Genomic DNA, 19,011 nt, shown 5'->3' on the forward strand with positions numbered 1-19,011 from the left:
GGCGGGGGTCCCGGACCGGGGGCGGGCGGGCTCACCGGTAGGCGAGCCGACGCAGCAGGACCTCTGCGGGGCCCCGGCGCCCGGCACGGCGCATCAGGTCGGCGGCGGCCAGCGACACCAGCCACACGGCGGCGGCGACACCGAAGGCGCCCGCCAGGCCGACGTCGTCCTGCAGCCCCAGGGCGTAGGGGCGGAAGACCGCCAGGAACGCGGCGGTCTGGAACAGGTAGAAGGTCATCGACCGCTGCCCCAGCGCTTGGAGCGCGGCGGTCAGGGGGCCGTCGGTGCGTGCCGCGGCGATCGCCGCCAGGGCGATCACCGCGGCCAGGCCCATGCCGCCGAAGAAGCCGGTCAGCGGCTGGGGGGGGGGGGNGCGGCCGCCCAGAGCAGCCCCGGTCCGGGGTCGGCCCACACCTCCGAGTGCACCAGGATCGCCGGCAGCGCCCCGGCGACCGAGACGGCCTGGGTGGCGGCGACGGCGCGGACGAGAAGGGCGCGGTGCCGTTCGGGCTCCTCCAACAGGCGCGACCGCGCCGCCCACATCCCGAAGACCATCGCGGGCGCGACCGCCACCCCTCCGAACAGCAGGGAGAAGCCCCAACCCGGTATCCGCGCGGCGAGATCGGCCAGGGGGTCCGAGGCGGGCGGGACGGCCCCGATCTCGAAGGTCCACACGCCCTGGGACATCGCCTGCCACATCCCCAGGCCGACCGAGAGCGTCGCCGGGACGAGGAGTGCGCAGCCGGTCCACAGCAGCGTCCGCCGCCCCGCGCGCAGCAGGCCCACCAGCGCCACCGAGACCGCCCCGTACACCGCCAGGATGTCGATCGGCACGAAGAGCGTGTGCACGGCACCGAACGCCACCAGCCACCCGCCCCTGCGGCGCAGCATGCGGCGTACCCCGGCCGGGTCGGCGCCCGCCGCCGTGCGCCGGTCGAGCATCTGCACCAGGGCGTAGCCGAACAGGAAGGCGAACAGCGGCCGCGCGTGGTTGCCCACGGCCACTTCGTGCAGGACGAGCGCCGCGGCGTTGGCCGGGGCCGGGCCGCGGTCGACGGCGGTGACGAACAGCGGGGCGTGGGCACAGGCGATGGCCAGCAGCATGGCGCCCCGGGCGAGGTCGGGGGCCAGGGCGCGGGCCGGAGCCCGGGTCGCGGTGGCGGTCACGGCGCCTCCTTCCGCCGGGTGGATGATCCACATGCTATGGCATGTAAATCATGTACGTCCGTGTGTGACCGGTTGCGGACATGTTCCGCTTGCTAGGCTTTGCAGATCATGCGCACCGATGCGCACGGAGGGCGGTGGAGACATGGCGGCGGACGGCGCGGCCTCGTACGGTCCCGGGGGCCGGGGCTTCTACGGCGCGGTGACGGTGAGCGAGCGCGGCCAGATCTCCCTGCCCGCGCAGGCCCGGCGCGATCTGGGCATCACGCCCGGGACCAAGCTGCTCGTCCTCGGCGACCCCGAGCAGGGCCTGGCGCTGATGACGCTCGACCGCCTCATGGCCAACCTGCAGGCCTCCGACGCCCTTGCGGGCATGCTCCGCGCGCACATGGCCGAGGAGGGCGGGACCGAGGGCGGGGACGGCGGGTCAGCCGACGGCGACCCGTCCTGAAAGCCGGGCCAGCGCGTCGGCCTCGCAGGTGCCCTCCTCGGCGCTGAACACGTGCACGACCAGGCCGGTCACCCCGGGCGCCGCTGGGACGTGCAGGGTCTCGTAGTCCAGCAGCAGGTCACCGGTGCCGGGGTGGGACAGCCGCTTGCGTCCGGCGCCGCAGGACACCACCTCGCCGCTGTCCCAGATGCGCCGGAAGTCGGCGCTGAGCGAGAACAGCTCCGTGACCAGTGCGGACAGTGCGTCGTCGTCGGAGAAGCGCCCGACCGCGTCCCGGAGCATCCCCACCGCCTCGGCCGCCCGCGGCTCCCACTCGGGGTACACCCGCCGCGCGGCCGGGTCGAGGAAGAGGAACCGGGCGTTGTTCCGGTCGCGCCGCACCGGGTCGTCGAGCCCGCCCAGCAGCTCGGAGCCGAGGCGGTTCCAGGCCACGATGTCGAGGCGGTGGTCGGTCACGAAGGCGGGGAACCCGCCGGCGGCGTCCAGCAGGCGCCGAAGCAGGGGGCTGACCGCCATGTCGGGGGCGGGGCCGGTGCAGCTCTCGGCGAGCGTGCACAGGTGCCGCTGCTCGGCGGCGTTCAGGCCCAGCGCGCGGGAGAGCGCGTCGAGCACCTCCCCGGAGGGCTGCACGGCGCGGCCCTGTTCGAGCCGCACCAGGTAGTCGACGCTGATCCCGGCGAGCTGGGCCAGCTCCTCCCGGCGCAGCCCGTGCACCCTGCGGCGGCCCCCGCTCGGCAGGCCGACGTCGGACGGGGCGACCCGGCCCCGCCGCGCGCGCAGGAAGGAGCCCAGGGCCCGCTCCGGGGCCCCGACTCCGTCGACGGCCGCACCGTCCGTCCCGTCAGTCGTCCGCATGCCTCCAGTATGCGGGGCGGCGCGGCGCGAAGGTGGCCCTCGGGGTACCAGGAACAGGGGTCCTCCGGACGCACAGGGTTCTGGCTGCACGGCGGCGGCCGCGCGAGCGTGGCGCCATGACCGAAGCGAGAACCGGAACGAACACCGGACCGAACGCCGAAGCGACCCGCAAGAACGTCCTGATCGTCTCCGCGCACCCCGACCCCCGTTCCCTCACCGCCTCCCTGACGTCATTCGCGGAGGAGGAGCTGAAGGCGGCCGGGCACCGGGTGCGCGTGTCGGACCTGTACGCCATGAAGTGGCGGAGCGGGCTGGACGCCGACGACTTCCCGGAGCTGGGCGGGGACCGCCTGCTGGTGCAGGACGTCCAGGGCCGCGCCACCCGGGAGGGGAGCCTGGCCGCGGACATCGCCGCCGAGCAGGAGAAGGTGCGCTGGGCGGACGCGGTGATCCTCCAGTACCCCCTGTGGTGGTTCTCCGTCCCGGCGGTGATGAAGGGCTGGATCGACCGGGTGTTCACGTTCGGGTGGGCCTACGGCGCCGAGCACCCGCCGCCCTACTCCGAGGGCGCCCTTGCGGGCCGCAGGGCGCTGGTGTCGGTCACCGTCGGCGCGCGCGAGGGCGCCTTCAGCGACCGGGGCATCCACGGGCGCCTGTCGGACGTGCTCTACCCCGTCCAGCACGGGCTGTTCTGGTTCTCGGGCATGGCGCCCCTGGAGCCGTTCGCGCTCTTCGACGCCAACGAGATGTCCGACGAGGAGGGGGAGCAGGCCAAGCGCGCCTACGCCGAGCGCCTCAAGGGGCTGTTCACCGATGCCCCCGTCCCCTTCCGGCGGCTGGACGAGGACTACGACCACGACATGCGGCTGCTGCCCGGCCGGGAGGCGCCGGGCGCGAGCGGAACGGACCTGCACCTCCGCTGAGGGCGTCGGGAACCGGGAACCGCGCCCCGTCCGGGTGCGTCAGTGCCGTCATGGACGATGGCAACGCGCCCGGATGGGGCGCGATCGACGCGGCACTCCAGCGGATCTACGACAAGCCCACCCAGTGGCACCTGGGCGCGCAGCACCCGTGGGCCCTGGGCGGACCCGATCCGCTGGACGGGATCAGCTTCTACCCGCGCACCGACCCCGTGCCGCACTGGCACGTGGTCGGCTACGGGATGAGCGAGCTCTACGAGAAGGAGTCGGAGAACCCCGAGGTCTCGGGGTGGGGCCTGGAGTTCACCTTCCGGCTCGCCCGCACCCCCGGACAGGAGGAGCCCCCGCAGTGGCCCGCGGTGCTGCTGCAGAGCCTCGGGCGGTACGTGTTCGACTCCGGGAACGTGTTCGCCCCCGGGCACACCATGGGCGTCGGCGGGGCGCTGGGCGGGGACGACGGCGGGGGGCAGATCACCGCGATCACCTTCATCGAGGACCCGGAGATGGGCACGGTCGCCACGCCGAACGGGCGGGTGTCCTTCCTCCAGGTGGTGGGCCTGACCCGGGACGAGTACGAGGCCGCGAAGGGCGGCCGGGCCCCGGAGCTGATGCGCGCCCTGGCGCCGTGGATGCCCCTGGGGGTGACCGACGCCGGCCGCGGGTCGCTGCTCGACCGGTCGCCGGGGGCACCCTAGTCCTGCGCCAGGTGTGCGGGGAACCCGCCGGTGGCCACGGGGCCCCACCGCTCGGGGGTGAGGCGGATCAGGGACTTGCCCTGCCGGACCATGGCCGCCCGGTACTCCTCCCAGTCGGGGTGCTCGCCGGAGATGGAGCGGAAGTACTCGACGAGCGGCTCGACGGATTCGGGGGCGTCCACGACCTCGGCGGCCCCGTCGACCTGCACCCAGGGGCCGTCCCAGTCGTCGCTCAGGACGACGGCCGAGGCGCGGGGCGTGCGCCGGGCGTTGCGGGCCTTGGCGCGGTCGGGGTAGGTGGACACGACGATCCGGCCGGAGGGGTCGACGCCGCAGGCGACCGGTGAGGCCTGCGGGGACCCGTCGGCCCGGTGGGTGATGAGCAGGGCGCGGTGGCGGGGCCGGACGAAGTCGAGGAGCCCGGCGAGGTCGACGCGCGTTCTGGTGGCGATGCGGGACATGGCGCGATCCTAGCGGCCGAATACCTCGTGCTCCCGGATCCGGCCACCCTCCCTCGGGTGGCCGGATCCGGCCGCGGGCGGGGCCCAGAAGACCGGTGCGCCCGCTGAACTCGCCAGAGGCGGATGGGCGGCCCGGGAAGCGGGGTATGCGCTTTCCTCCGGTGCCGGGACGGGGGTTCCCAGCGAGCGCACCGGATGCCTACCGTTCGGGGTGTGGGAGCGCTCCCAAGCGGTGGCGCCGCCGCTTGGGGGCTCCCACGATCTGGGAGCGCTCCCATCGGCAGTGCCGCCGTCCCTGACCCGACGCCCGCCCTCCGCCCCTCCCGCTCCCCTGTGCGCCCGCGCCGCGGCACCCCCGCGGCGGCCCCGCGCCGGGAGAGGAGCATCCCCTGGAGGTTTCCCCATGAGCCCCCGGCACCGACCCCTGCGCCTGCTCGCGGGCGCGCTGACCGCCGCGCTCGCCGCGGTGCTCGCGCCCACCGCCCCCGCCCACGCCGCCCCCTCCTGCTCGGTCGACTACGAGGTCGCCGACGAGTGGGGCGGCGGCTTCACCGCCGCCGTCACCGTGGTCAACGGCGACGAACCCGTCTCCGGCTGGTCGCTCGGCTGGACCTTCCCCGACGGCCAGCAGATCACCAACGGCTGGAACGGCGGCTTCTCCCAGGACGGGGCCGACGTCACCGTCTCCCACCCGTCCTGGAACCCCGACCTGGACCCCGGCGAGGCCGCCTCGTTCGGGTTCCAGGCCTCCCTGTCCGGCGCCAACGGCGCGCCCACCGGATTCACCCTCAACGGCACCCCCTGCGGCGGCGGGGGCGGGAACACCCCGCCCGAGGTCGCGCTGACCGCGCCCGAGGAAGGCGCCGTCCTGCTCGCCGAGGACACGGTCGGTCTGGCCGCCGAGGCCTCCGACGCCGACGGGGAGGTCGAGCGCGTCGTCTTCCAGGCCGACGGCACCGAGATCGCCTCCGACGCCACCGCCCCCTACACCGCGGAGTGGTCCGGCGCCGAGCCGGGCCGGTACTCGCTGACCGCGACCGCCGTCGACGACGAGGGGGCGGCGACCGCCTCGGCCCCGGTGGCGGTGGAGGTGCTGGCCGAGCCGACGATCACCGCGCGGCCCTCCTCGGTCACCGTGCGCCAGGGCGGGTCCTCCTCCTTCACCCTCGAACTGTCCAACGCGCCCGAGGACGCCGTCCAGGTGGAGGTGGCCCGCACCGGCGGCAGCGGGGACATCACCGTCGCCGACGGCGCCTCGCTCTCCTTCGGCCCCGGCGACTGGGACGAGCCGCAGGAGGTGGTGGTCGCCTCCGCGGACAACGGCGGCGAACCGGCCTCGGCGGTGCTCACCGCGTCGGCCGGGGGGTACGGCTCCGCCGAGGTCGAGGTCACCGAGATCGGCGGATCGGCCTCCGACTACGACGAGGCGTTCCTGGAGCAGTACGACAAGATCAAGGACCCCGCCAGCGGATACTTCCGCGAGTTCGACGGGCTGCTGGTGCCCTACCACTCGGTGGAGACCCTCATCGTCGAGGCGCCGGACCACGGGCACGCCACCACCTCCGAGGCGTTCAGCTACTACCTGTGGCTGGAGGCCGCCTACGGCAGGGTGACCGGCGACTGGGAGCCCTTCACCGACGCGTGGGCGTCGCTGGAGGAGCACATCGTCCCGGGTACCGCGGACCAGCCCACCAACGGCGCCTACGACCCGTCCTCCCCGGCGGCCTACATCCCCGAGCACGACGAGCCCGAGGGCTACCCGTCCGCGCTGGACCAGAGCGTGCCCACGGGCGAGGACCCGCTGGCCGAGGAGCTGAGCGGCACCTACGGCACCGACGAGGTCTACGGCATGCACTGGCTGCTCGACGTGGACAACACCTACGGCTACGGCTTCTGCGGCGACGGGTCCGACGACGCCCCCGCCTACATCAACACCTTCCAGCGCGGGTCGCAGGAGTCGGTGTGGGAGACCGTCCCGCACCCCTCGTGCGAGACCTACGCCCACGGGGGCGAGAACGGGTTCCTCGACCTGTTCACCGACGACCAGCAGTACTCGCAGCAGTGGCGCTACACCAACGCCCCCGACGCCGACGCCCGCGCGGTCCAGGTGGCCCACCTGGCGCAGACATGGGCCGAGGAGCAGGGCAACGCCGGTGCCGTGGCCGACGTGGTCGACGACGCCGCCCGCATGGGCGACTACCTGCGCTACGCCATGTACGACAAGTACTTCAAGCGGATCGGCGACTGCGCCGGGGAGCACGAGTGCCCCGGCGGGCAGGGCAAGAACAGCGCCCACTACCTGATGTCGTGGTACTACGCCTGGGGCGGCGCCATGGAGAGCGCCCAGTACCCGTGGGCGTGGCGGATCGGCGGCAGCTCGGCCCACCAGGGCTACCAGAACCCCATGGCCGCCTACGCCCTGTCGGAGACCGAGGCGCTCACCCCCGAGTCGCCGACGGCCGCGGAGGACTGGGCCACCAGCATGGACCGCCAGCTGGAGTTCGTGCAGTGGCTCCAGTCGGCCGAGGGCGGCATCGCCGGGGGCGCCACCAACAGCTGGGCCGGGCGGTACGCCGAGCCGCCCGGGGACGCGGCCCGGTTCTACGGCATGTACTACGACTGGCAGCCGGTCTGGCACGACCCGCCGTCCAACAACTGGTTCGGCTTCCAGGTGTGGAACATGGAGCGGATCGCCCAGCTCTACAGCACCACCGGCGACGAGCGCGCGGGGGCGATCCTGGACGCCTGGGTGCCCTGGGTGCTGGAGAACACCGAAGTCGGCGCCGGCGGCGAGTTCGCGGTCCCGTCCGACCTGGAGTGGTCCGGCCGCCCCGACGACTGGACCGGTTCGCCGACCGGGAACCCGGACCTGCACGTTGAGGTCGCCGCGCACGGACAGGACGTCGGCGTGGCCGCCGGGCTGGCCAAGACGCTGATGCACTACGCCGCCGGGTCGGGCGACACCGCCGCGCGCACCGCCGCCGAGGGGCTGCTCGACGCCCTGCTGGAGCACCGGGACGGCCTCGGCATCGCCGTGGAGGAGACCCGGGCCGACTACGCGCGCTTCGACGACGAGGTGTACATCCCGCAGGGCTGGTCGGGCGCGATGGCCAACGGCGACCCGGTCGAGCCGGGCGCCACCTTCACCTCGATCCGGTCCTTCTACCGCGACGACCCGCAGTGGCCGAAGGTCGAGGCCTACCTGGAGGACCCGGACGGGCCCGCCCCCGCCTTCACCTACCACCGGTTCTGGTCCCAGACCGAGATCGCCACGGCCTTCGCCGTCCACGACGAGCTGTTCGGCTGACGGCGGCGAACGGAAAGGAGGAGACCCCATGCGACGCGCCCGACTCACGGCACTCGCCCTCGCCGCCGTCCTCGCCGCGGTCCCGGTGGCGGCCGCCCCCGCCCCCGCCGCCGGGGCGGCCCCCGCACCTGCGGAGGCGGCCCCGGCGGGCACCGGCGACGGCCCCTGGAGCGCCGAAGGGGCCCAGCTCGTGGACGCCTCCGGCGACCCCGTCCGGATGACCGGCGTCAACTGGTTCGGCTCCGAGACCGAGACCTACGCCCCGCACGGCCTCTGGGCCCGCAACCTGGAGGACATGGTCGCCCAGATGGCCGAGCTGGGCTTCAACACCATCCGCCTTCCCTACTCCAACGAGGCGCTCGACCCGGGCGCCGAGCCCTCCGGGATCGACTTCGAGCTCAACCCCGGCCTGGAGGGGCTGTCCGGGCTGGAGATCATCGACCGCGTCGTGGAGGAGGCGGACGAGAACGGCATGCGGGTCCTGCTCGACCGGCACCGCCCCTCGGCCGACTCCCAGTCGCCGCTCTGGTACACCCCCGACCGGCCGGAGAGCGAGTGGATCGACGACTGGACGATGCTCGCCGAGCGGTACGCCGGCGACCCCACCGTCATCGGCGCCGACCTGCACAACGAACCGCACTCCACCGCCGACGGGCAGGGCGCGTGCTGGGGGTGCGGCGACCCTGAGCGGGACTGGCGCCTGGCCGCCGAGCGCGCGGGCGACGCCGTCCTGGAGGCCAACCCCGACTGGCTGGTCATCGTCGAGGGGGTGGACTGCGTCCCCGGCACCCCCGCCCCCGAGTGCGGCTGGTGGGGCGGCAACCTCTCCGGCGTCCCCGAGTACCCGGTGCGCCTGGACGACCCGGACAAGCTCGTCTACTCGGCGCACGACTACGCCACCTCGGTGGCCGACCAGGACTGGTTCGACGACCCCGCGTTCCCGGACAACATGCCGGGGCTGTGGGACGCCTTCTTCGGGCACATCGAGCACGAGGAGACGGCGCCGCTGCTGCTCGGCGAGTTCGGCACCACCCTGGAGGACCCGCGCGACGGGGTGTGGCTGGGCGAGCTCATGTCCTACCTCGGCGAAGGGCCGACCGGGATCGACTTCACCTACTGGTCCTGGAACCCCAACTCCGGGGACACCGGAGGCATCCTCCAGGACGACTGGACCAGCGTCGACCAGGACAAGTACGCGTACCTGGAGCCCTACCTGCTGCCGCCCGGCGGCGGTGACGGCGGGGGGGGGNNNCGTCGGCTACCGGGTCACCGACGCCTGGGACTCCGGGTTCACCGCCGAGGCCGTGCTCACCAACGACGGCTCCGAGGCCCTGGAGGACTGGACGCTGACCTGGACCGCCCCGGCGGGCGTGCAGGTCGCCAACGGGTGGGGCGCCGAGGTCTCCCAGGACGGGAGCACCGTCACCGCCACCGCGCCCCGGTGGGCGCGCGTACTGGAGCCGGGCGCCTCGGCCGCCGTCGGCTTCCAGGCGACCGGACCCTCCGCCCCCGGGCCCGACGACTTCCGGATCGGCGGTACCGCCTGCGCCGCCGCCTGACGGCGCGGGCCGCCGGTCCGGAAGGGGCGGCGCCCGGCCTCCGGGCGCCGGTCCCAGCACCCCATCCCCCGGCCCGCCGCGCCGACACCGGGCGGCGGGCCACCCCCAGAGGAGGATCGATGACAGCACACACCCACCGCCGCCACCGGCGGTGGCCGGGACGGGCCGCGGCGGGCGCCTCGGCGCTCGCCCTGGGCGCGGCCGTGTTCGCCGTGGGCTCCCCGGCGCAGGCCGCCGCGGGCTGCGCCGTGGACTACACCGTGGCCAACGACTGGGGCTCCGGATTCACCGCCGAGGTGTCGGTGACCAACCTGGGCGACCCCCTGGACGCCTGGACGCTGGAGTGGGACTTCCCCGGCGACCAGCAGGTCACCAACGGGTGGAACGGCGACTTCTCCCAGGACGGCGCGCACGTGGAGGTGGCGGGGGCGGCGCACAACGCGGTCCTGGGCACGGACGCCACGGCGCGGTTCGGCTTCAACGGGAACTACAGCGGCGACAACGCGGTGCCCGGGACCTTCACGCTGAACGGTGTGGAGTGCGACGGCACCGCCGACCCCGATCCCGACCCGGACCCGGACCCCGACCCGGATCCCGACCCGGATCCCGACCCGGGTGAGCGCGTCGACAACCCCTTCGTCGGCGCCGACACCTACGTCAACCCCGTGTGGTCGGAGAACGCCGCCTCCGAGCCCGGCGGCGGTGCCGTGGCCGACGAGTCCACCGCCGTGTGGATGGACCGGATCGGCGCCATCGAGGGCAACGACAGCCCCACCACCGGCGACATGGGCCTGCGCGACCACCTCGACGCCGCCCTGGAGCAGAGCTCCGGGGACCGGCCCATGGTGATCCAGACCGTGGTCTACAACCTGCCCGGCCGGGACTGCGCCGCGCTCGCCTCCAACGGCGAGCTGGGCCCCGAGGAGATCGGCAGGTACAAGCAGGAGTACATCGACCCGATCGCCGAGATCCTCGGCGACGAGAAGTACGCCGACCTGCGCATCGTCGCCACCATCGAGCCCGACTCGCTGCCGAACCTGGTCACCAACGTCGGCAGCGAGCCCGGCGCGACCGAGGCCTGCGACACCATGCTCGCCAACGGCAACTACGTGGAGGGGGTGGCCTACGCCCTCGACACGCTGGGCGAGATCCCCAACGTCTACAACTACGTCGATGCCGGGCACCACGGCTGGCTCGGCTGGGACAGCAACCTCGGCCCGGCGGTGGACCTGTTCTACGAGACGGCGACCTCCCACGGGGCCTCGCCCGACGACGTGCACGGGTTCGTCACCAACACCGCCAACTACTCGGCGCTGACCGAGCCGCACTTCGACGTGGGCGACACCGTCGGCGGGCAGCCGGTGCGGCAGTCGGACTGGGTCGACTGGAACCGGTCCATCGACGAGCTGACCTTCGCCCAGGCCCTGCGCGAGGAGGCGGTCTCCGCCGGCTTCAGCGCCGACACCGGCATGCTGATCGACACCTCCCGCAACGGGTGGGGCGGCCCGGAGCGGCCCTCGGGCCCCAGCTCCTCGACCGACGTGAACACCTTCGTCGAGGAGAGCCGCGTCGACCGGAGGATCCATGTCGGGAACTGGTGCAACCAGTCCGGCGCGGGGCTGGGCCAGCGGCCCACCGCCGCGCCCGAGCCCGGGATCGACGCCTACGTGTGGGTGAAGCCGCCCGGCGAGTCGGACGGCTCCAGCGAGGAGATCCCCAACGACGAGGGCAAGGGGTTCGACCGGATGTGCGACCCCACCTATGAGGGGAACCCGCGCAACGGGAACAACCCGTCCGGCGCGCTGCCGGACGCCCCGCTGGCGGGCCACTGGTTCCCCGCGCAGTTCCAGGAGCTGCTGGCCAACGCCCACCCGTCGGTGGGCTGACGCCGGGAACCGACAGGTACCGACAGGAGCCGAAGGACCGCCGCGCCCCCGCTCGTCTTCCCCCCTCCGGCGGGGGCGCGGTGCCCTCCCGTGCCGTCGCGGACCGTCCGGGTCAGTCCCCGCCGACGGCCGCGACGGCCATCTCCATGGACAGCCGCTCGCCCGGCTCCAGCACGGCCAGGCCGTCGCCGCTGTTGAACGCGTCCGGCGCGCAGGTCATGGGCTCGATGGCGACGGCCCGCCGGTGGTCCGGACCGTCGGGCAGGGCGAGGGTGTAGACCTGCACCCACCCGCACCCGGCCGACCAGCCCACCCGCACCCCGCGCCCGTCGGGCCCGGTCAGGACGGCGGCCGGGGCCTCCTTCGCCGCGGCGCCGGTGAACGCGTGGTCGATCGCGGCGTCTCCGATGGGGCGCGGCGCGGTGAAGTCGAGGCCCAGCTCGGCGGCGGGCTTGCGGCCGGTGGGGATCAGCCGCTCGTCGACGGTGAGCACCTCCGTGCAGGGCAGGTGCAGCGTCCAGTCGTCGCAGGCGCCGCCCCCGGCGGTGAAGTAGGGGTGCGCGGACAGCCCGGCGGGGGCGGCCCCACGGCCCCGGTTGGCGGCGGTCAGCTCCACCGACAGCCCGTCCGGCCCGAGGGCGTACCGGGCCCGCACCTCCAGGGTGAACGGGTAGCCGGGGCGCGGCCAGACGACGTCGGACAGGGTCACCGAGGACGCGTCGCGCTCCTCCACCCGCCAGCGGTCCCACAGCGCCAGGCCGTGCAGGGCGGTGCCGCGCTCGGGCTCGTCGACCGGAAGATGGTGGTCGCGGCCGCCGAAACGGTAGCGGGCACCGGCGATGCGGTTGGGCCAGGGGGCGAGGACGGCCCCGGCGTAGCGGGGGAAGGGGACGGTCTGCGACCGGTCGAACAGCAGGTCGCGGCCGCCGTACCGGACGCCGCGCAGGGCGGCGCCGAGCTCGGAGACGACGGCCTCGTACGGGCCTGCGGCCAGCCGGTGGTGCGGGATGTCGAGGGGCATGGCGGGGAGCGTACCCGGGGCGGTGCGGCGCTCACCGGGGCGGGTCGGCCTCGGCCGGGGTGGTTAGCACGCGGGCGCCCTCCAGGGGCCGCACCCCTCCGGTGACGGTGAAGCGGGCGCGCAGCGGCAGGTCCTCGCTGGAGCCCCCGGCCGCCAGGGTGAACGCGCCCGGTTCCACGATCCGGCGGCCGTCCCGGCCGGTGAAGGAGGTGCGGTCGGCGTGCAGCCGGAACCGGACCCGGCGGGAGGCGCCCGCGGGGACCTCCACCCGGGCGAAGCCGACCAGCTCCCGCTCGGGCCGGGTGACCTGGGCCGTCTCGTCGGACAGGTAGAGCTGGACCACCTCGTCGCCGTCGCGCTCCCCGGTGTTGCGGACCGTCACCGCCGCCTCCAGCTCGCCGTCGGCGGGGATCCGCTCGGTACTCAGCTCCAGGCCGGTGTAGGTGAAGGAGGTGTAGGACAGGCCGTGCCCGAAGGGGTACAGCGGCGAGGGGTCGATGTTGGAGATGCCCTCGCTCGCCCGCCCCAGCGGCGGCGCCAGGTAGGGGGCGGGCTGGCCGCCGGGGTGGCGGGGGATGCCGATCGGGAGCCGCCCGCCGGGGGTGACGCGCCCGGAGAGCACCCCGGCGATCGCCGCCCCGCCCTCCTCGCCGGGAAGGAACGCCTGGACCAGCGCGGCGCACCGGTCGGCGTAGGCGCCCAGGGCGTAGGGGCGGCCGGAGACACAGACCAGCACCACCGGTGTGCCCGTGTCCAGCACCGCCTCCACCAGCGCGCCCTGGAGGCCGGGCAGCGCCAGGTCGGCGGCGTCGCAGCCCTCGCCGGAGGTGCCGCTCCCGAACAGCCCGGCCAGGTCGCCGACGGCGACCACGCAGACGTCGGCGCGGGCGGCGGCCGCAACGGCCGCCGGGATGCCGGCGTCCTCCGCCTCGCGCACGGGGACGCCCTGGGCCTGCTCCACCTCGGCGCCGGGGAACTCGGCGCGCACCGCGTCGGCCAGGGGGTCCACCCGCACGCCGGTGCCGCGGTCGGTGTACCGGGAGAGCACGTGGTTGGGGAAGGAATAGCAGCCCAGGAACGTACGCGGTTCGGCGGAGCAGGGGCCGACGAGGGCGATCCGTCCCACCGCGGCGGGGTCCAGCGGCAGGGTGCCCCGGTTCTCCAGCAGCACCACCGAGGCCTCGGCGGCCTCCCGGGCCAGCGCGCGGTTGTCCGCCGAGTCGAGGTCGATGCCGGGCCCGCCGCCGTCGGCCTCGGGGACCGGCGGCGCGTCGGCGTCCAGCAGGCCCAGTTCGGCCTTCTGCCGCAGGACCCGGCGCAGGGCGCGGTTCACCAGGCGCTCGGGGAGCTCCCCGGTGGCGACCGCCTCGGCCAGCCGCGGGTAGGCGTCGCCCTCGGGCAGCTCGACGTCGATCCCGGCGCGCAGGGCCAGGGCCCCGGAGGCGGCCCGGTCGGCGGTGACGCGGTGGGTGATGTCGAGGAAGGGGATCGACCAGTAGTCGGAGACGACCGTCCCGGTGAAGCCCCACCGGTCCCGCAGCACGCCGGTGAGCAGCTCCTCGTCGGCGGCGGCGGGCAGGCCGTCGATGTCGCTGTAGGAGTTCATCACCGAGCGGGCGCCGCCCTCGCGCACGGCGGTCTCGAACGGGGGGAGCAGGACGTCGGCGAATTCGCGCGGCCCGACGGGGACGGGGGCGTGGTTGCGGCCCGCGCGGGAGGCCGAGTACCCGGCGAAGTGCTTGAGGGTGGCGATGACGCCGTTCTCCTCCAGGCCGCGGACGTAGGCGGTCCCGACGGTGCCCACCAGGTAGGGGTCCTCGCCCATGGTCTCCTCCACGCGGCCCCACCGGGGGTCGCGGGCCACGTCCATGAGCGGGGCCAGGCCCTGGTGGACGCCGAGTGCGCGCATGTCGCGGGCGATCGCCCCGGCCATCCGGCGGACCAGGCCGGGGTCGAAGGCGGCGGCCCAGGCCAGGGGGGTGGGGTAGACGGTGGCGCCGTAGGCGGTGACCCCGGTGAGGCACTCCTCGTGGGCGATGGCGGCGATGCCGGGACGGGTACCGCCGGTCAGCCGCTTCTGCAGGGCGGCCAGGCGGGCGCGGCCCTCGCGCACGGAGACCGGGGCGCTGCCGAACACCCGGGTCAGGTGGCCCAGTCCGTGCTCGGAGGCCTCCTCATAGCCGCGGTGCCCCTGCTGGAAGGCGTGTTCCATGGGGGCGACGCCGCCCCCGTCGGGGTCGGCCCCCTGCGGCCTCTCCCCGTTCTCCGGGCGCGGCCAGTAGGAGGAGAGCTGGGCCAGCTTCTCCTGCACGGTCATGGAGGCGACCAGGGCCTCGACCCGCTCCTCGGCGGTGGGCGGCGGGGTGTGCTCGGGCATGCTTCTCCTTGTTCGGGGCGGGGCGGGGCGGGGCGGGGCGCGGTCAGCGGCCGAACCCGGCGGTCAGCCCGGCGACGAGCTGGCGGCGGGCGACGGCGTACACGGCGGCGACGGGCAGGACGGACAGCACGACGGCGGCCAGCAGGCCGGGCACGTCGACCCCGAAGGCGCCCTCGAACGCCCACAGCGTCATCGGCAGCACCCGGGTGCTCTCGCTCTGGGTGAGGACCAGCGGGAACAGGAAGCCGTTCCACACCTGGAGCGCGTCGTAGACGCCCACGGTGATGAGGGCGGGGCGGGTCAGCGGCAGGGCCAGGCTCCAGAGGATCCGCCATTCCCCGGCGCCGTCCACGCGCATCGAGGCGAACAGGTCCTCGGGCACGTCGCGCAGGAAGTTGACCAGGATGAGCACGGTCAGCGGGATGGCGAAGGCGGCCGAGGGCAGGACGAGCGCGGCCAGGGTGTCGTAGAGGCCGAGCTGCACGATCAGGTAGTAGACCGGGACGATGGTGGCCTGGATGGGGATGGCGATGCCCAGCAGCACCGTCTGGAACACCCGGCGGGCGAACCGGGTGCGGCCGCGCACCACCACGTAGGAGGCCATCAGCGACACGGCCAGGGTCCCGGCCACCGCGCCGGCCGTGACGACGACGCTGTTGGCGAAGTAGCCGAGGAACCCGGCGTCCAGGACGCGGCCGTAGGCGGCCAGGGTCGGGTCGGAGGGCGGGGCCAGCGGGTTGGCCTCGTAGTAGTCGGCCTGGGTGCGCAGGCTGGTGACGACGATGTAGTAGACGGGCAGCACCGTGACGGCCAGCCAGAGCCAGCCGCCCAGCGCGCCGGGGATGTTCGGTCGGCGCCGCACGTCCATCACGCCCCCTCCTGCCGGCTCTCCATGCGGTGGGCGCCGGAGAGCCGGTTGAGTCCGAGCGCCAGGGCGAGGCCGACGGCGACCAGGACCACGCCGACCGCGCTCGCCTGGCCCATGTCGTAGGAGCGGAACCCGGTCAGGTACATGTCCAGCGGGAGGATGCGGGTGGCGCCGCCGGGTCCGCCCGCGGTCAGCACGAACACCAGGTCGAAGTAGGTGAGGGAGCCGACGAGCATCAGCGTGGAGGAGGTCACGATCGTGTACTTGAGCTGGGGGAGGGTGATGTGCAGGAACTGGGCGATCGGCCCCGCGCCGTCGATGCGCGCCGCCTCGTAGAGGGAGGCGGGGATCTGCCGGACCCCGCCCTGGTAGAGCAGGGCGTGGAACGGGATGAAGGACCATCCGACGACGAACACGACCACGCCCAGGGCCAGGTCGGGGTCGCCCAGCCAGTCGCGGGACAGCAGCGGCAGGTCCAGTGCGGCGCCGAGGCCGAAGTTGGGGTCGAGCAGGCCCTTGAAGGTCAGGGCGACCGCGGCCGAGCTGAACAGCAGCGGGAGGAAGTACAGCACCGCCAGCACCTCGCGGTGGCGGGTGCGGGAGGCGGTGTACACCCCCAGCAGCAGGCTGACGGGCGCCTGGAACAGGTAGCCGAACACGGTCAGCTTGACCGTCAGCCAGACCGCGTTGCGGGTCACCGGGTCCGCCGCCGCGCCCGCCCAGTTGTCCGCTCCGGCCCACTGCGGGGAGCCCAGCCCGTCCCAGGAGGTGAAGGAGAGGACGACCACCCCGGCGAGGGGGACCAGCGCGAAGACGCCGAAGAGCAGCAGCGCCGGGGCGGCCATCCAGGGGGTGGGCCCGCCCCTCACAGGGTGCTGTCCATGGCCGCGCCGAACTCCTCGGGCGTCAGCTCGCCGAGGAAGAGCAGGTCGAGGTTGGACAGCAGCTCCTGGGCCTGGTCGGGCGGGAGCGCCTGGTCCCAGGAGAGCTGGAAGTGCCCGGCGTCGCGCACCATGCCGTAGGTGAACTCCAGGTGGTCCGGGTCGTCCTGGGCGGCGATCTGCTCCTCCAGGCCGGTGACGGGCGGCACGGCGCCCAGGTCCAGCAGGGACTGCACGTTCTCCTCGCCGTAGACCTGGTCGTTGATGTAGTCGACCGCGGTCTCCCGGTCCTCCTCAGAGGCGTCGGTGGAGACCGACCAGAAGTTGGCCGGGTTGCCGACGATGTTCGACGGGTCGCCGGAGCCGTCCTCGACCACGGGGAACGTGGTGTAGCCCAGGCCGTCCTCCACGAACCCGGGGGCGTCGGCGACCATGTTCGGGTAGACCCAGCTGCCCTGCAGCAGCATCCCGGCCTTGCCGGTGTGCAGCAGGGCGGTGTCGGCGCCGGAGTCGGCGTCCACCGAGGCGAAGCCGTCGCCGAAGGCGCCCGCCTCGACCAGGTCGGAGATGGCGGCGGCGGCCTCGATGACCGCCGGGTCGGACCAGGCGCCCTCCTCGCCGTCGAGGACGCGCTGGAACGCCTCGGGGCCGCCGATGCGGTCGGTGAGGTACTGGATCCACATCAGCTCGGGCCACACGCTCTGCCCGGCCAGGGCGATGGGCACGACGTCCTCGTCCTCCAGGGCGTCGACGGCATCCAGCATGTCGGCGAAGGTCTCCGGCGGCTCCACCCCGGCGTCGGCCAGGACCTGCTCGTTGTAGTAGAGGACGACCGGCTGCGCCTGGTTGTTGGGCACGGCGTAGACCTTGCCGTCGACCTCGCCGTTGGCGGCCACCGAGGGGAGGAGCTTGTCGGTGACGGTGTCGACCCGCCCGGACAGGTCCTCGACCTGGCCGCTGGCGGCGTAGTCGGCCAGGGTGCCGCCGGACCAGTTGAACACCAGGGTCGGGGCGTTCCCGGCGCCGACGGCGGTGCGGATCTTCTCCTTGTAGGCGTCGTTGGCGAACCACTCGACGGAGATCTGTCGGTCCGGGTTGGCCTCGTTCCAGGAGTCGAACGAGGTCCGGAAGGCCTCCTCCGATCCGCCGGTCAGGGCCCAGGCGGTGGCGCCTGCGCCGTCGGGGGAGTCGCCGCCTCCGCCGAAGCCGCCGCATCCGGCGGCCGCGGCCAGGGCGAGGGCGGCCGACGCGGCCGTCAGGGTGCGTCCCGCACTGTTCGGTGCCATGGGGGGTCCGTCCCTTTCGCCGGGCCCGAGGGGGTGCGAGCCGCGGCAGATTGTGCGAAATATTTTCGTAGGATTTCCGGCAGTTTTCGTGAGTGGCCTCACAGTAGGAAGGGGGTATTGCGGTGTCAACGCCCCGTGGCGGTATCAATTTGGTGGTAAATTAACGAAAAAGTTTCGGGAGGTGGGCGGTGGAGGGTGCACGGCCGACCCTGGATGCGGTGGCCGCCGCGGCCGGGGTGTCCAAGGCGACGGTGTCCAAGGTGCTCAACGGGCGGCCGGGGGTGGGCGAGCGGACCCGGGCGCGGGTGCGCGGGGCCGTCCGGGACCTGGGGTACGCGCCGACCACCGGGCCGCGCGACCCCGACCCCGCGCCCGCGGTGCACGTCGTCTTCGACAGCATGGTGAGCCTGTACGCGCTGCAGGTGCTGGACGGCCTGCTGGCCGCCGGGCGGGAACTGGACGCCGAGGTGGTGACCAGCGCGCTGGCCTCGGCCGAGGCGGCCGGGCCCGTGCCGCTGGGCGTGGGCCTCATCGAGCGGCTGGCCGGGCGCCGCAGGTCCGGGCTGGTGGTGGTGACCTCGCGGCTGGCGCCGGAGGAGGTCGCCGCCTGCCGCCGCCTGGGCCTGGGGCTGGTCGTGGTCGACCCGATCAACCCCCTGGACGAGGACGTGGTCAGCGTCGGCGCCACCAACTGGGCCGGGGGCGTGCAGGCCACCGACCACCTGCTGGCCCTGGGGCACCGGCGGATCGGGCACGCCGGGGGGCCCACCGGCTCGGTGCCCGCGCGCGAGCGGCTGCACGGGTTCCGCGAGGCGCTGGAGTCGGCGGGGGCGGTCCCCGGGCCGGTGCTGTCGGCCCCGGAGGACCCGCCGGCGTTCACCGTCGAGGCGGGCCGGGCGATGGCCGCCCGGCTGCTGGACGCCGACGACCCGCCCACGGCGGTCTTCGCGGCCAGCGACACCATCGCCGTCGGCGTCCTGCAGGAGGCGCGCGCCCGGGGCCTGTCGGTCCCGGGCGACCTGAGCGTGGTGGGCTTCGACGACACCCACGGGGCGATGTGGACCGACCCGCCGCTGACCTCGGTGCGCCAGCCGCTGCACGACATGGGCCGGGTGGCGATGCGCACGGTGCTCCAGCTCGCCCGGGGGCAGAGCCCGGACTCGCACCACGTCCAGCTGGCGACCCGCCTGGTGGTGCGGTCCTCGACCGCGCCCCCGCGCAGCGGGTGAGACCTGCGTGTATGCCCTTGTCGTTATATAACTATCCGGGTATATTGGCGG

At 74.3% G+C, this 19,011-nt stretch carries 15 protein-coding genes and 1 pseudogene; 8 read left to right on the plus strand and 8 right to left on the minus strand.

Annotated features, from left to right (window positions below):
- Nucleotides 1-31 precede the first annotated feature (31 nt).
- On the minus strand, nucleotides 32-334 hold the full coding sequence (locus tag D476_RS40165; RefSeq protein ID WP_394296941.1) for a DUF418 domain-containing protein: 303 nt from the start codon (nucleotides 332-334) through the stop codon (nucleotides 32-34).
- Between the two features lie 975 nt (nucleotides 335-1,309).
- On the opposite strand from D476_RS40165, the gene D476_RS0122545 reads away from it, so the two are divergent.
- Entirely contained in the window at nucleotides 1,310-1,615 is a 306-nt protein-coding gene (locus D476_RS0122545) for an AbrB/MazE/SpoVT family DNA-binding domain-containing protein (protein WP_017626184.1), read from the plus strand.
- Here D476_RS0122545 and D476_RS0122550 read toward each other — a convergent pair.
- Nucleotides 1,592-2,470: a helix-turn-helix domain-containing protein gene (locus D476_RS0122550; RefSeq protein ID WP_017626185.1), complete on the minus strand. Its 879-nt coding sequence runs from the start codon at nucleotides 2,468-2,470 to the stop codon at nucleotides 1,592-1,594. The genes D476_RS0122545 and D476_RS0122550 overlap by 24 nt on opposite strands.
- 116 nt (nucleotides 2,471-2,586) lie before the next feature.
- Between D476_RS0122550 and D476_RS0122555 the strand changes: the two genes are divergently transcribed.
- Nucleotides 2,587-3,393 (plus strand): NAD(P)H-dependent oxidoreductase, encoded by an 807-nt coding sequence (locus D476_RS0122555; RefSeq protein ID WP_017626186.1) that lies wholly within the window; start codon nucleotides 2,587-2,589, stop codon nucleotides 3,391-3,393.
- A gap of 50 nt (nucleotides 3,394-3,443) precedes the next feature.
- A complete protein-coding gene (locus D476_RS0122560; RefSeq protein ID WP_017626187.1) occupies nucleotides 3,444-4,085 on the plus strand; it encodes a suppressor of fused domain protein in 642 nt (213 codons plus the stop codon).
- Here D476_RS0122560 and D476_RS0122565 read toward each other — a convergent pair.
- On the minus strand, nucleotides 4,082-4,546 hold the full coding sequence (locus tag D476_RS0122565) for a PPOX class F420-dependent oxidoreductase (protein ID WP_017626188.1): 465 nt from the start codon (nucleotides 4,544-4,546) through the stop codon (nucleotides 4,082-4,084). The two genes, D476_RS0122560 and D476_RS0122565, sit on opposite strands and share 4 nt — an antisense overlap.
- A 403-nt stretch (nucleotides 4,547-4,949) precedes the next feature.
- Between D476_RS0122565 and D476_RS0122570 the strand changes: the two genes are divergently transcribed.
- The 4 genes and pseudogenes from D476_RS0122570 (at nucleotide 4,950) to D476_RS39310 (ending at nucleotide 11,298) form a co-directional block, all read left to right on the plus strand.
- Nucleotides 4,950-7,853, plus strand: a complete 2,904-nt coding sequence (locus tag D476_RS0122570; RefSeq protein WP_017626189.1) for a glycoside hydrolase family 48 protein — start codon at nucleotides 4,950-4,952, stop codon at nucleotides 7,851-7,853.
- 217 nt (nucleotides 7,854-8,070) lie between these two features.
- Nucleotides 8,071-8,931: pseudogene (locus D476_RS39300) on the plus strand (glycoside hydrolase family 5 protein); the annotation flags it as partial.
- A 226-nt stretch (nucleotides 8,932-9,157) separates the two neighbouring features.
- The gene (locus D476_RS39305; RefSeq protein ID WP_239648800.1) at nucleotides 9,158-9,412 is read left to right on the plus strand and encodes a cellulose binding domain-containing protein; all 255 of its coding nucleotides are present in this window, start codon (nucleotides 9,158-9,160) and stop codon (nucleotides 9,410-9,412) included.
- A 119-nt stretch (nucleotides 9,413-9,531) separates the two neighbouring features.
- Nucleotides 9,532-11,298, plus strand: coding sequence for a glycoside hydrolase family 6 protein (locus D476_RS39310; RefSeq protein ID WP_026123760.1), 1,767 nt, complete (start codon nucleotides 9,532-9,534; stop codon nucleotides 11,296-11,298).
- A 112-nt stretch (nucleotides 11,299-11,410) separates the two neighbouring features.
- Here the strand turns inward: D476_RS39310 and D476_RS0122580 are convergent, their stop codons facing one another.
- From D476_RS0122580 to D476_RS0122600, 5 genes are read right to left on the minus strand one after another with little or no spacing between them, the layout of a single operon-like run.
- The gene (locus tag D476_RS0122580) at nucleotides 11,411-12,319 is read right to left on the minus strand and encodes an aldose 1-epimerase family protein (protein WP_017626191.1); all 909 of its coding nucleotides are present in this window, start codon (nucleotides 12,317-12,319) and stop codon (nucleotides 11,411-11,413) included.
- A 31-nt stretch (nucleotides 12,320-12,350) separates the two neighbouring features.
- On the minus strand, nucleotides 12,351-14,696 hold the full coding sequence (locus D476_RS0122585; protein ID WP_017626192.1) for a glycoside hydrolase family 3 N-terminal domain-containing protein: 2,346 nt from the start codon (nucleotides 14,694-14,696) through the stop codon (nucleotides 12,351-12,353).
- A gap of 43 nt (nucleotides 14,697-14,739) precedes the next feature.
- Entirely contained in the window at nucleotides 14,740-15,564 is an 825-nt protein-coding gene (locus tag D476_RS0122590) for a carbohydrate ABC transporter permease (protein WP_017626193.1), read from the minus strand.
- Nucleotides 15,564-16,409, minus strand: coding sequence for a carbohydrate ABC transporter permease (locus D476_RS0122595; RefSeq protein WP_017626194.1), 846 nt, complete (start codon nucleotides 16,407-16,409; stop codon nucleotides 15,564-15,566). Before D476_RS0122595 ends, D476_RS0122590 begins: the two co-directional genes overlap by 1 nt.
- A gap of 20 nt (nucleotides 16,410-16,429) precedes the next feature.
- A complete protein-coding gene (locus D476_RS0122600) occupies nucleotides 16,430-17,731 on the minus strand; it encodes an extracellular solute-binding protein (protein WP_017626195.1) in 1,302 nt (433 codons plus the stop codon).
- Nucleotides 17,732-17,919: 188 nt separating this feature from the next.
- On the opposite strand from D476_RS0122600, the gene D476_RS0122605 reads away from it, so the two are divergent.
- Nucleotides 17,920-18,960, plus strand: coding sequence for a LacI family DNA-binding transcriptional regulator (locus D476_RS0122605; RefSeq protein ID WP_017626196.1), 1,041 nt, complete (start codon nucleotides 17,920-17,922; stop codon nucleotides 18,958-18,960).
- Nucleotides 18,961-19,011 lie beyond the last annotated feature (51 nt).

It is taken from the genome of Nocardiopsis chromatogenes YIM 90109 (assembly GCF_000341185.1).
Taxonomy (GTDB): domain Bacteria; phylum Actinomycetota; class Actinomycetes; order Streptosporangiales; family Streptosporangiaceae; genus Nocardiopsis_A; species Nocardiopsis_A chromatogenes.

Bases quoted from the DNA above. Each gene is read 5' to 3' on its own strand.
- D476_RS40165 (WP_394296941.1), bottom strand. From the start codon at position 334: ATGGGCCTGGCCGCGGTGATCGCCCTGGCGGCGATCGCCGCGGCACGC.
- D476_RS0122545 (WP_017626184.1), top strand. From the start codon at position 1,310: ATGGCGGCGGACGGCGCGGCCTCGTACGGTCCCGGGGGCCGGGGCTTC.
- D476_RS0122550 (WP_017626185.1), bottom strand. From the start codon at position 2,470: ATGCGGACGACTGACGGGACGGACGGTGCGGCCGTCGACGGAGTCGGG.
- D476_RS0122555 (WP_017626186.1), top strand. From the start codon at position 2,587: ATGACCGAAGCGAGAACCGGAACGAACACCGGACCGAACGCCGAAGCG.
- D476_RS0122560 (WP_017626187.1), top strand. From the start codon at position 3,444: ATGGACGATGGCAACGCGCCCGGATGGGGCGCGATCGACGCGGCACTC.
- D476_RS0122565 (WP_017626188.1), bottom strand. From the start codon at position 4,546: ATGTCCCGCATCGCCACCAGAACGCGCGTCGACCTCGCCGGGCTCCTC.
- D476_RS0122570 (WP_017626189.1), top strand. From the start codon at position 4,950: ATGAGCCCCCGGCACCGACCCCTGCGCCTGCTCGCGGGCGCGCTGACC.
- D476_RS39310 (WP_026123760.1), top strand. From the start codon at position 9,532: ATGACAGCACACACCCACCGCCGCCACCGGCGGTGGCCGGGACGGGCC.
- D476_RS0122580 (WP_017626191.1), bottom strand. From the start codon at position 12,319: ATGCCCCTCGACATCCCGCACCACCGGCTGGCCGCAGGCCCGTACGAG.
- D476_RS0122585 (WP_017626192.1), bottom strand. From the start codon at position 14,696: ATGCCCGAGCACACCCCGCCGCCCACCGCCGAGGAGCGGGTCGAGGCC.
- D476_RS0122590 (WP_017626193.1), bottom strand. From the start codon at position 15,564: ATGGACGTGCGGCGCCGACCGAACATCCCCGGCGCGCTGGGCGGCTGG.
- D476_RS0122595 (WP_017626194.1), bottom strand. From the start codon at position 16,409: ATGGCCGCCCCGGCGCTGCTGCTCTTCGGCGTCTTCGCGCTGGTCCCC.
- D476_RS0122600 (WP_017626195.1), bottom strand. From the start codon at position 17,731: ATGGCACCGAACAGTGCGGGACGCACCCTGACGGCCGCGTCGGCCGCC.